At 44.5% G+C, this 12,019-nt stretch carries 9 protein-coding genes; 3 read left to right on the forward strand and 6 right to left on the reverse strand.

The window, feature by feature from the left end; all coding sequences use genetic code 11:
- Positions 1 to 32 precede the first annotated feature (32 nt).
- A complete protein-coding gene (locus L4D05_RS05770; RefSeq protein WP_428793303.1) occupies positions 33 to 1,259 on the reverse strand; it encodes an iron-containing alcohol dehydrogenase in 1,227 nt (408 codons plus the stop codon).
- Positions 1,260 to 1,762: 503 nt separating this feature from the next.
- On the opposite strand from L4D05_RS05770, the gene L4D05_RS05775 reads away from it, so the two are divergent.
- Positions 1,763 to 2,029 carry a GrxA family glutaredoxin gene (locus L4D05_RS05775; RefSeq protein WP_102470603.1) on the forward strand — a complete coding sequence of 89 codons (267 nt, stop codon included), beginning with the start codon at positions 1,763 to 1,765 and terminating at the stop codon, positions 2,027 to 2,029.
- 262 nt (positions 2,030 to 2,291) lie between these two features.
- Complete coding sequence (locus L4D05_RS05780) at positions 2,292 to 3,974, forward strand: aspartate:alanine antiporter (RefSeq protein WP_428751029.1); 1,683 nt, start codon at positions 2,292 to 2,294, stop codon at positions 3,972 to 3,974.
- Between the two features lie 73 nt (positions 3,975 to 4,047).
- On the opposite strand, the gene L4D05_RS05785 is transcribed toward L4D05_RS05780, so the two are convergent.
- A complete protein-coding gene (locus L4D05_RS05785; RefSeq protein WP_428751030.1) occupies positions 4,048 to 5,691 on the reverse strand; it encodes an ABC transporter substrate-binding protein in 1,644 nt (547 codons plus the stop codon).
- Positions 5,692 to 5,864: 173 nt separating this feature from the next.
- Here L4D05_RS05785 and mpaA point away from each other — a divergent pair, with 173 nt between their 5' ends.
- Complete coding sequence (mpaA, locus tag L4D05_RS05790) at positions 5,865 to 6,674, forward strand: murein tripeptide amidase MpaA (RefSeq protein ID WP_428751031.1); 810 nt, start codon at positions 5,865 to 5,867, stop codon at positions 6,672 to 6,674.
- 59 nt (positions 6,675 to 6,733) lie between these two features.
- Here the strand turns inward: mpaA and L4D05_RS05795 are convergent, their stop codons facing one another.
- The 4 genes from L4D05_RS05795 to L4D05_RS05810 all read right to left on the reverse strand — a co-directional run bounded on the left by L4D05_RS05795 (position 6,734) and on the right by L4D05_RS05810 (position 12,000).
- Positions 6,734 to 8,017, reverse strand: coding sequence for a glycosyltransferase family protein (locus L4D05_RS05795; RefSeq protein WP_428793304.1), 1,284 nt, complete (start codon positions 8,015 to 8,017; stop codon positions 6,734 to 6,736).
- Positions 8,018 to 8,166: 149 nt separating this feature from the next.
- Entirely contained in the window at positions 8,167 to 9,201 is a 1,035-nt protein-coding gene (locus L4D05_RS05800; protein ID WP_428793305.1) for a hypothetical protein, read from the reverse strand.
- Positions 9,188 to 10,579, reverse strand: coding sequence for a DUF3131 domain-containing protein (locus L4D05_RS05805; RefSeq protein ID WP_428751034.1), 1,392 nt, complete (start codon positions 10,577 to 10,579; stop codon positions 9,188 to 9,190). The genes L4D05_RS05800 and L4D05_RS05805 overlap by 14 nt, the downstream gene beginning before the upstream one ends.
- Before the next feature lie 11 nt (positions 10,580 to 10,590).
- Positions 10,591 to 12,000, reverse strand: coding sequence for a DUF3131 domain-containing protein (locus L4D05_RS05810; protein ID WP_428751035.1), 1,410 nt, complete (start codon positions 11,998 to 12,000; stop codon positions 10,591 to 10,593).
- Between the last annotated feature and the right edge of the window lie 19 nt (positions 12,001 to 12,019).

Here is a 12,019-nt window from a genome sequence, read left to right on the forward strand (position 1 = left end):
TAACACCTCTCTTTTTTTATCACTTCTCATCCCTAATCGGTTTCAATTGGATTATTTCTATACTCCACCTGCGCTTGTTCTTCTGTGATGCGATCTCTCGAGTCACAATGACACTGACATACCTGATTTAAAATATGCTCTAATCGATCGACGGTTAATGGTAACGGGTTGCCTTTAATGGCAACAGATTTCATTGCATCTGCAGCAACGACATCAAACGATGTATGACAAACCCCAAAATCGGATAATTTAGGCAACTCCAAGCGCTCCAAAATCATTGTCACCCATATAATCCCATCTTCAATCGTTGCGTCTGATCGTGACGTTAGAATCTGAGCAATCTGACGATAACGATTCAACACATCACTACGGCCAGCCCGCTTTGCCGCTTTAACGTTTTCAGCCATGACATGTGGAGCAAGTTGCGCGGTGATAACACTATGGGGCGCGGTAATTTTCCCGCCTAACGCAGAGGCAAGCCCATGTGCCGCTCCGAGCTTAGCATTAGTAATCGCAATACCACCAAGCATGGCGGCAAAGGAGAGGTCCGCGCGTGCTTTCGGGTTATCTTGCTTACAGCCTGAAATAATTGACTGGCTTAACCTTCTTAACCCTTCCTCACAGACCATATCGGTAAGCGGATTGGGCTCGCCACAGACATAGGCTTCCATTAGATGGGTAAACGCATCCATTGCCCCTCTTCCAGAGGTATAAGCATCCGTGCCATAAGTCAGTACCGGATCAACAATCGCGACATCAGGCAACATATCAGGACTGCGCAAACTCACTTTTACCTTATCTTGTCCTGATTTTAGTACCGCATTTTTCGTCACTTCTGCCCCTGTACTCGCGGTGGTCGGAATCGCAATCATTGGGATAGGTTTTGTCTTTAGCGGCACATTTCTCCCCACGACCTCAACATAGTCATAAACATCACCTTGGTTGGGGATAATGGCGGCAAGCGCTTTACCCATATCGAGAACACTGCCCCCCCCAATGGCGATCACCATATCAGGCTTGAAGCGGCGGCCCATAATCGCCGTTTCTTCAACCATGGTTATATTGGGCTCTCCACAGATTGCGACATGTTGATAACGCATATTTTGACTGTGAAGATAGTGAATGACAGGTTCAGCACGCTGCCTATCCTGCCCCGTTACCAGTAATACGCTGTAGCCAAATTGGTTAATGATAGAGAGAGACGATTGCAAAGCCCCTTCGCCAAATATGATACGACTCGAAGTCATAAACTGAAACATACCAATATCCTTTCGGTATATCGTCAAGCTCACCATCACACCATTGTCGATTCAGCTTCTATGCTAGAAACTTAAGCCCCGGCACGTAGATGGTTCATCCGATGCCAAAACCTAAAGCGCAGTGTCGTTGAAGTTCAAAATACAACGTTGAAAAAGTGGTGTCTCAAATTGCGAGCCCTATCGATAGTAAAAACACATGAGAGTTATAAGCCACTAATAGCATGCCGTGACCTAAGGGATGAAAAATTGATATAAACCAATCAACATACGTTTTACCCATTTTTAAATTCGCAATTTCGGTATGAGTCACAACATAAAGTAACCAATTGAACTTGCAAACTGACTAACATATGTACTAATAGGTTTTGCCTATGATAGTGAGTGGTATTTCCGGCTTTATTTCCTTTTCATCTTAAGGCATAGTTATTGTCAATACACTATAAGAGCCGAGTTAATCAAACTCCTAGTGCTTAGTAAGAATTTAATCTTCAAGGAGAAAGTCAATGTTTGTCGTAATTTTTGGTCGTCCAGGTTGTCCATTCTGTGTTCGTGCAAAAGAGCATGCAGAAACGTTAAAAGCAAAACGCGACGATTTCAACTTCCGCTATGTTGACATCCACGCGGAAGGCATCTCTAAAGCTGACCTAGAAAAAACCGTTGGTAAGCCAGTTGAAACCGTTCCTCAAATTTTTATCGATCAAGACCACATTGGTGGTTGTACAGAATTTGAAGCGTACGCAAAAGAAAATCTAGGCCTTTTCGACGAGTAACTCACTGTCTAATCAACAGTATAGTTGAAAGAATCGTGCATAAAGCCAACTCTCTTGAGTTGGTTTTTTTATTGGGATCTATATCAATATTGCTACAAAGCTATACCAAATCACTATTGACCCCCTACGGATAAGTCAGAGAATCCACACAATATGTAATCTAATGGTCAAACTTAAAAAAAATCACTTATCTTTTTGATTATTTCCGCTACAATCGCCACACTTTATAACCCACTCAACTTCGTTGCTTCGAGTCGCTACAGTGAACATTGACGTAGTACAATTGTTAGATCAAAACCCTATCCTCCTTATTTTCGTCGCCTTAGCGATTGGCCTTGCATTTGGCAAAATTCGCTTCGGAAGTCTTCAGCTCGGTAATTCCATCGGTGTATTAATTGCCTCATTGGTCATGGGACACCTCGGATTCTCATTTAATGCCGAAGCGCTCACCATCGGATTTATGCTATTTATCTACTGTGTCGGTATTGAAGCAGGTCCAAACTTTTTTGGTATCTTCTTTAGAGATGGCAAACACTACCTTATCCTAAGTTTAGTGGTGCTGGTCACGGCATTAACGGTGACCTATTTTGCCAGTCATTACTTAGGGTTAGATTACGGACTATCTGCTGGTGTCATGGCGGGCGCTCTCACTGCAACGCCGGTACTCGTTGGCGCACAAGACGCGCTAAATTCAGGTTTGGCGACCATTCCACGTGGTATGGATTTTGGTCTAGTGTTGGAAAACCTTTCAGTAGGTTATGCAATGGCTTATTTGATTGGCCTCATCAGTATGATTATGCTGGCCAAACTCTTGCCAAAACTGCAAAAGCAAAACCTGCACGATTCTGCCCAACAAATTGCTCAAGAACGCGGTCTTGGCGGGTCTGGTCAACGTAAGGTTTATCTTCCAATTATTCGTGCCTACCGAGTGGGTCAAGAGTTAATTGACTGGACTGACGGCAAAAACCTCCGTGAGCTTGGCATCTATCGTCAAACGGGTTGTTATATCGAACGAATTCGTCGTAATGGTATCCTTGCCCACCCTGACGGAGATGCGATTTTACAAGAAGGCGATGAAATAGCACTTGTCGGTTTCCCTGACAGTCATGCACGTTTGGACCCAAGCTTTAGAAATGGCAAAGAAGTGTTTGATCGTAACCTACTTGACCTTCGCATTGTTGAAGAAGAGATTGTTGTTAAGAGTGATAATATTGCAGGAAAGAGTTTATCAAATCTTAACTTGTCAGAGTTTGGCTGTTTTCTAAACCGTGTTGTTCGCGCTCAAATCGAAATGCCGATGGACGCTAATATCGTTCTTGCTAAAGGTGATATTTTACAAGTCAGTGGCGAGAAAAGCCGCGTATTAGGGCTTGCTGAAAAAGTAGGTTTTATCTCCATACATAGCCAAATGGCAGACCTGCTTGCATTTTGCAGCTTCTTCATTTTAGGCATCATGTTTGGTTTGATAACCATGACATTTGGTCAGGTATCATTTGGTTTAGGCAATGCTGTTGGGCTGTTACTTTCAGGCATCACACTTGGTTTCCTCCGGGCAAATCACCCTACTTTTGGTTACGTGCCACAAGGTGCCCTCAATATGGTCAAAGATCTGGGGCTGATGTTTTTCATGGTTGGAATCGGGTTAAGCGCGGGCGGTAAAATGTTTGAGCACTTAACTCAAGTTGGCCCGCAAGTGATTGTTATCGCATTCTTAGTCAGCGTAGTGCCTGTTGTGCTCGCCTATCTAGTTGGCGCGTACTTCTTGAAGATGAATCGCGCGCTTCTTATCGGTGCTATTGTCGGAGCGAGAACATGTGCTCCTGCGATGGATGTAGTAAACGAACATGCGCGGTCAACCATCCCAGCGCTTGGCTATGCCGGTACTTATGCCATTGCGAATATATTAATGACCCTCGCCGGCACCATACTGATTATTCTGTCTTAAATTAAGTAAGTTAGAAACTATGGCTTAGACGTAAAAAAGGATGCCAACGGCATCCTTTTCTTTCAATGCTCACTCACTGAGCCAATACGTATAAATCCTTTGAGTATATCCGCCCCTCTACGTTATTAACGGGAAACCCTCCAATGGTTGGGCGAACCAATCTTGCCTGCATATAGTAATAAATTGGGGCTATTGGCATATCTTTCACCAAAATAGATTCCGCTTGATCGTAGTGTTGATTACGTACTTCACTATCCGTCGCCAGTAACGCACTACTGATCTGCTTATCGTAAGCATCACTCTTATAGAATGCGCGATTACCAGCGCTATCTGACGTCATCAAAGATAAGAATGTGGAGGCTTCGTTGTAATCGCCACACCATGAGGTTCGTAAAATATCAAAATCGCCTTCTCGACGCGCAACCAGGTAAGATTTCCACTCTTGATTTTCTAGTTCTACCTTGGCACCTAAGTTCTTTTTCATCATTGAAGAGATAGCAACGGCGATGGATTTATTACTTTCACTGGTATTATAAAGCAGCTTAGCCTCTAACGGCTTATCGACCCCATAGCCTGCTTCAGCTAACCACTGCTGGGCTTGTTGATCTCGTTGCTTTTGCGTCCAACGGCTATATTCTGGTTGAGTTGCACTAAACCCCGCTACGTATTGGTGTGAAAACGTATAAGCGGGAATATTACCGACCTGTGTAATACCATTGGTTATCACATCTCTCATAATCGTGTAAGACACCGCCTTGCGAACTCGTTCGTCATTAAAAGGGGCTCGAGTTGTATTAAAGGCGTAGTAATAAGTGCACAATAGCGGCACGACTTTATACGCCTCTTGTTGTTCATTTTTCAACTTTTCTGCCATCTGAGCAGGAACATCCGAAGTAATATCTACCTCGCCTGTCATATAACGATTCATCGCCGCGGTTTGGCTTTCGAACGGAATGAACGTCACCGCATTTAACACTGTGTTTGAATTATCCCAATACTCACTATTTCTCGCGAGTTCAATACGCTCATTCACAACCCACTGCTTTAACGTGAACGCCCCGTTTGACACTAGTACACCAGCACGGGCCCACTTATCACCATTTGTTTTCATCGATGCTTGATGAATAGGCATCATCGACGTATGCCCCGTCATCGCCACAAAATAAGGCACAGCACTGTCGAGTGTAAACTCGAGAGTTTGGTCATCAATCGCCTTAACGCCAAGTTCTGACACCGGTTTCTCGCCATTTAAGATCATTGCGATATTATTAATCTTCGTCATTTTCAAATACCAGCCATTAGGCGAAGCAGTTGCTGGATCAGCAGCCCGCTTTAATGCGAAGACGAAATCAGAAGCGACGACTGGGTCTCCGTTTGACCATTTGGCATCTGAGCGAAGGTGAAAAATAAACGTTTTGTTATCCTTTGTTTCCCACGACTTTGCGACGCCAGGCACCACATTCCCATCGGCATCTTGAATCACTAAGCCCTCAAAAAGATCCCGAATAACATGCATTTCAGGTAAACCCTCTGCCTTTGCAGGGTCCAAGGTCGCCACTTCAGCGTCATTGCCTCTCACAACATGTTGAGTAGTAGCTAGTTGCACCTGCTTAGGTAGCTGCGCTGTATGGGCAATAGAAGGAACAAGAGTGGTGAAAGCCGATAAGAATATAAGCGGGGTCACTGACACCCTCTGACGTTTACTGTTATTTTTCATAGAGACGTATCCAACATTCCATGTATATTTATTGTTCATACGAGGGTTCAAAACCAGCAGACGATCGTATGAGCTGAGATAAGTTATAATTAACAAACTTACCCACCACTTTTATCACAGGCAAACCCATAAAGCCGTGAGGTTATTCCAAGTAATGCGTTTCGAGGTAGTCTATGTCATTTCAGAACATACCCAAGCAACATACAGTAACGGTGCAAGATAACTCGAAAGATGGCTGTTCATCGTCAACAGATCCATCACTCCCGCTAACAACGCGAATTCCCCGACCTCAGCGCGCGCAATTTTTAATCCAACCAGAACCATTTGGTCACAGCGTTTACAATGCCCCGTTACAGTTTTTCCCCACGCAGATACCTTCCAGACGCAAGGGGTTGATTATTGCAGGAACTCACGGCGATGAAACCGGATCAGTGGCGGCATTATCTGCAGCTCTAAGAAGCATGCGACCTGAACATCTTCGTCATGATGTTGTGTTATCTATCAATCCTGATGGCCACCAATTAGGGACACGGGCCAATGCTAACCAAGTCGATTTAAACCGTGCATTTCCCACGCAAAATTGGTGCAAAAATGGCACAGTCTACCGTTGGACCACCAACAACGCCCAACGCGATGTCAATATACGGACCGGACAAGAAGCCATATTGGAACCAGAGATAGCCGCTATCATTCACCTCATTGAAACCAGAAAGCCGCACTTTGTTGTTTCACTGCATGAACCACTCGCATGCGTAGATGATCCTGAGGACTCCCTATTAGGCCGCTGGTTGTCCACTCGCTTTCAACTACCACTTGTCACCGATATTGGTTACGACACTCCCGGATCATTTGGTAGCTGGTGTAAAGAGCAAACACTCCCTTGTATTACCCTTGAATTCCCCAATTTATCTTCCGACCAATTAACTATTCATTATCTCGAATCATTAATATCATTGCTGCAATACAACGATAAGTCAGCATAATTCGACTAACTGACGCGCTCGAAGTACAACAATACTTGGCTTTGTACTTCGAGGGTTCACTAGGAAATTGCCGCAGGTCGTGAGATTTTCGCTCGTTGGATCCACTCACGCATTTTTTGTGGTGACATCAGCTGTGGATCTCCAAGGTTAGCGTCTGTTGCCGTCTCAAGCTCTGGTGGAAGAATATCGATGAGCAACTCTAAGTCTTTGTGTGAATGAATTTCTTCATCAAATACCGTTGCCATTTCACGGCTGTAACTCGCCTGACGAGCGCGCGCTGCTTTCACCAAGCCTTCTAACAAAGTAAACCATGTCGTCATTGGTCCTTGTACTATCGAGGCGGATTCAGCGGCTGAGTCAATGAATGCAAACGGCACGGTAGTAATTGGCTTGTTGTATTCCATTGCCGCCAATATCCAGTCAGTATCGAACGAAAAGTCATAAACCGTCGGTCGTTCCAAAATTTTTGTTAACGCCTCTCTGGAGTACAATTTAAACGCCGCTTGAGTATCTTTAATGCCCTGAGAGAAGATCTGTTTACCGATCATTCTTTGCATGTGCCTCAACGTCTTAATCCCCACTCCCCAACGTTCCTCTTGTTTCACCAATATCGAATCTGGGTGTTTCCTATTACCAAGGATGACGTGTTTTCCTTGCTCTAAGTACGGTCGCAACAACAAACCAAGCTGCCCAAGATGCACTGAATTGTCAGCATCTGTGTAAACAACCACATCAACGTTGTTCTCAACGGCCTTCATACAGCCGAGTATAATCGCCCCCCCCTTACGTGAATCGTCTGCGCTATGTAAGTTCGCTAATGGTCCTGCCCCAGTCGCGACGTAGTCTTCTAGACAGGAAACCCTTATTTGCTTACTCGATTCACTTGTAATGCTAATGCCTCTTGCTATTTCCGCACTACCATGTGGACAGCCATCATCAATAGGATACAACCGCCAAGAAACCGGACTACCTTGTGTTACCCAATTAAGTTGGTCGATTTTGGCACGCAGAGAATCCTCACCATTTGGATTATGAGCTGACTTGGGATTGAGGCGATTATGTTCACCCCACATCGCAAACACCACACCAACGGATATCGGCTTAGTTATTTGTCTCATGTAACGCTTTGAATCCACCAATTTAACCGCAAGACGAAACTCTAAGGGAGCCTGCTCGTCAATTGCTAACTGTTTAAGTTGCTCGACTGAAAGCAAGGTCAATGAATCTAGCTGCTCAGCTAAACTCAATAATTGCTTTTGGTGCTCGTTATCAGTGAGGTCGAAATGCTGGCTAGAGTGTCGAAGAAGTTTTGTTGCGCTTTGTCGTTGATGTTTTTGGGTCATATCCTTTGCCTCGCGTTCACGGAACGAAATGTACGTAACGAAAGCAAACTAGGATTTATCTTCGTGTTATCAAGAAATTGTCCCACATTAATCTTATACGAGGTCGGAACGTTGACGATTACTAACCACACCAACCAATTTATCGATAGTTATTCTGTTATCGGTGCGAAGCTTCGCCTCTGTATCGCTTCTACGCCTTGATTCGTTTCAGTACCAATATTGGCTTTTTGCAACTGTGACGCTGCCTCTGGCTGCTGCCCTTTATCTTCTGTTACTTTGGGCATTGAACGTTCATTATGAGCCGTTTCTGCTTGTTCATAATCAAACGCTTCAATAGGTGTCGCAATCGTCACTTCATTATCTGTAATTGCAGCCTGTGGCGAGATTGTACCTTGAATTAAATGCCTATTGGTGCGGGGAATATTTAGCGTAGGAGTACTTGTTGATACCGGGTCCGCCGCCGCTTTGGTATCCTTGCTTTCAACAGCAACAACAGGAGCGACAGGAGCAACTTCGGTTGGAACGAAAGACGAAGACTGTGAAAAATTAGACTCTAATCCATTGAGTTTTCTTTGCCCCGGCGCCACTTGGGCAGGAACCTGTGAAGCAGGTCGCCGCACTTGTGGCTGAATAGGAAGAGCGGATGGTGAGACGGCCATCCCTGCTCTAGGGCCTGAAAAAACAAACAGGTTTAGTTTTTCCTGCCACACTTGTAATACAGCGGCATCCTGCTCCCAAGATTGATCATAGCCTCCCGCAACATCGATCGTTTGCATTTGCGTGAGAAGCTGAGTATTGGCTTGCTCATTTTGCTGATGCAGATATTGTTGCATTTGAGTCCAGTCAGTCCCTCCCGTTAACAAGTATCGGACGCTATTCGCCCAATACTCATACGCTTTTGCATCATTATCTAAATTAGCACATACCGTTGCCAGTACTTCAGCAAGGCCTGCATATTGCCACATTTTTTCTGTGCCTAACTTAGACTCTGACGCCAAAATTTGAATACTCAGTCGGTGATATTGCTCAGCCGCTTGTTTATACCTTCCATTACCAGCCAACAACGTCGGTTTACTAAAAATTCTTAAGTCGACATCTTGCACTGCCGCATTAGCAAAGTTACAGACCATTAATCCATTAAACGCGAGCACTAGAATTAAAAAACCAGCTCTAATCATAGTCATCAAAGGTCTCCGTCAAGCACTTACCTGGGTGGTAAAAACGCGAATCAAATTGAACATCTCGATATTCTCGATCCCCTTTAGGCTGGTAGAGCTTTCCTTTCTTTTTATAGAGTAACGCCTCCAGTACCCCTGCATTTGTTTTAAGGGTAATACTTTTCTCATACTTACTATTGCGCTCGTACCGGCCTTCATACCAACCCCGTTGAGGATCGTAGAGTTCCTTTACCAAAATCATTAAACGATCGGTATAATCCGTTTTCCAAAGCGCCCACATCTGAAATGCGACCCTTGTTGATACTAACGCTAATAGGTCATGGGAACTGCCATCTTCTGCGACCGTTATCCATGGAGTTCCAAGGGCATAAACAGCGTCATAGACGAAATAAGGGTCGCCAGAGACCACATGATCACCACGCGCGGTATAAATTCTATCAACATCCCAGCGCGCTTCTTGCACCCGGTAAAGTGAGTCCGCCATCGCCGACATCACTTCATCAGTATGCGTCGCATCAGAAGAGGTTCGGTCGTCGATCTTATCCCAATTAAATTCCAAACCCATCCATAGGTAAGGTGTGCTATAGACAGGTCTTAACACATCAAAATCACGAGGATCTCGACCGTCAAATAAAAGGTCAATGCCGTAAATCGTCGCAACGTCATAAGGGTCTATACGCATCGCTTTGTAAGGTACGACTTGCCAATCTAAATACCCGTATGAAGTATACTCCTCTACCCCTAAGCGCCCCTCTTTGTATCGCGTGACATTACCGTCAAAGATAGCGCCGCCAAATAGCTCACCGTCTTCATTTATGAGCTCACAAAAATTCCATCGCAACACGGCTTTATCAACATACTCTGAAAATTCCGGTGAATATTGCTTTACCATAGCAAGCGTGATCAACAAACGGCCAACATCAAGGGACGACCAGCCAATGTCTTTGGGTTGTAAACCATAATCGGTCATCTGGCCGGTTTGTGTATGGTAAACCTTGTTTGGGATCTGACCGATGCTTAAATTCATGTCATTGAGGAAAGTGAGTACAAGCGTCAATCGTTCGTCGTACTGCTTGTTTGAAATAAACTCGAACTCTTTTGCCGCTAATAAGGCAATGAGGTAATCTGAAATCCCAGACATGTTAGTGGAAGGAAAATTATCGATGCCATTAACTAATCCAGTTTGCAGTTGAGTATTATTTTCGATGTATTTCCATGCTGTGCTTGCCCACGCAAGCTCTTCTTCGGTTAGCGCACCGAATCGTCCTTGCCTAAAGCTTTGAGAAGCGTTAATTGCATCGACACCATCGCTCACACCGCGGACAATTGTCCCGCATGCGACTAATACTGGAAATACAATAAGCAATACTGCGTGCTTAACCATCAGCGACATCTCTACGTTTTATTTTGCTTTTTTTTGTAATTTTCTCGCGGTAAGCACTGCCCTTCATAGCCAAATGGTGTCTCTAACGCTTTTTCCCATAAGCTTGGCGCAGGTTTGTCCTTATAGCGCAGCAATTTCCCTTGTTGTTTGTAGAGCAATATTTCCAACGTGATGCCGTTATTATTGGAAGTAAACGTATTGATGAGACCGGTACCATTTTCATAGATCCCTTCATAGAATCCCTTGTCTCGATCATACAAATGAGAAACATGGTCAAAGAGTAGATCCGTATATTCTGTGTCCCACAGCACCCACATTCCCATCGCACCCTTAATGGCGACAGCTGAGTATTGTGGTAAATATTCGCCGACCTCAGAGATGGTATTCCAAGCAAAACCATCGGTATAAATCGTGTCGTAAACAAAGTAAGGCGCACCTGCTAATTGGTGCTCGGTCCTAGCGGTGATAATACCGGTTTGTTTATAACGCTCCTCCTGAACGCGATAAATCTGTAGTGCAAACTCCGCCATCCATTCATTGGAGTATTTCGCATCATGCCCTGTTTTGTCTTCCGTTAGATCCCAACCCAGCTCTATACCATCTAAAACGTAGCTTTCAGTTACAACGTAACTATGTGCTTTTAGCTTTCTCGGATCTCGGGTATCGTAGGGCACGTCGTAGCCAAATAAATTGATGGTCGCATATGGCTCTGGATCAGACGCCTGACTGGTATCAAAGCCCCATAACTGGAAGCCTTTTGCTGCGTATTCTTCGTAGCCAAGTCGCCCCTCTTGCAAGTATTGGACTGGCTTATCTTTTTCTAACAATGCACCAAACATCGTGCCATTTTCGTCTACAACATTACAAAAATTCCAACGTAAAATTGCAGAGTCTATACTCGGTGCAAACTCAGGGTACCTTTGCTTAATGATATATAGCCAAACAAGTAATCGCCCTAGGTCGAGTGCCGAATAGCCAATTTCTCCTGGTTGGTTGGCGTAATCCACTTTCGCTGCATTTTGAGTGTTATAAGCCTTGTTTGGCAATTCGCCACGAAATAGGTCAAGCCGATTTAATGTTCCTATAAAAGCAATTAAACGCTTATCAAGTTCTTCTTTCTCAATAATCCCTAACTGATGCGCACTTACCGCACCAGCAAGATATGAAGCCGCATCCCACCATGTGACAGATGGGTAGTTATTTACCGCGTTAACTAAGCCCGTTGATTCTTGGTAGTTATTTTCAAAATATTTCCAAGCAATCCGAGCCATATCCATTTCTTTTTCGGTCAGTTCTCCATGACGAGGCTGAGGTATGCTCCAGTGAGACTTGCGCTCAACAATATCTTCTGAAAACTGATTATATTTATTACCACATCCAGCTACGGCCAGCGCGATACATAGTGTTGACAAATAGCGCATCGAATTCTCCCTAATACTG

Origin of the sequence: Vibrio nomapromontoriensis (assembly GCF_050337205.1) — a bacterium.
GTDB lineage: Bacteria > Pseudomonadota > Gammaproteobacteria > Enterobacterales > Vibrionaceae > Vibrio > Vibrio nomapromontoriensis.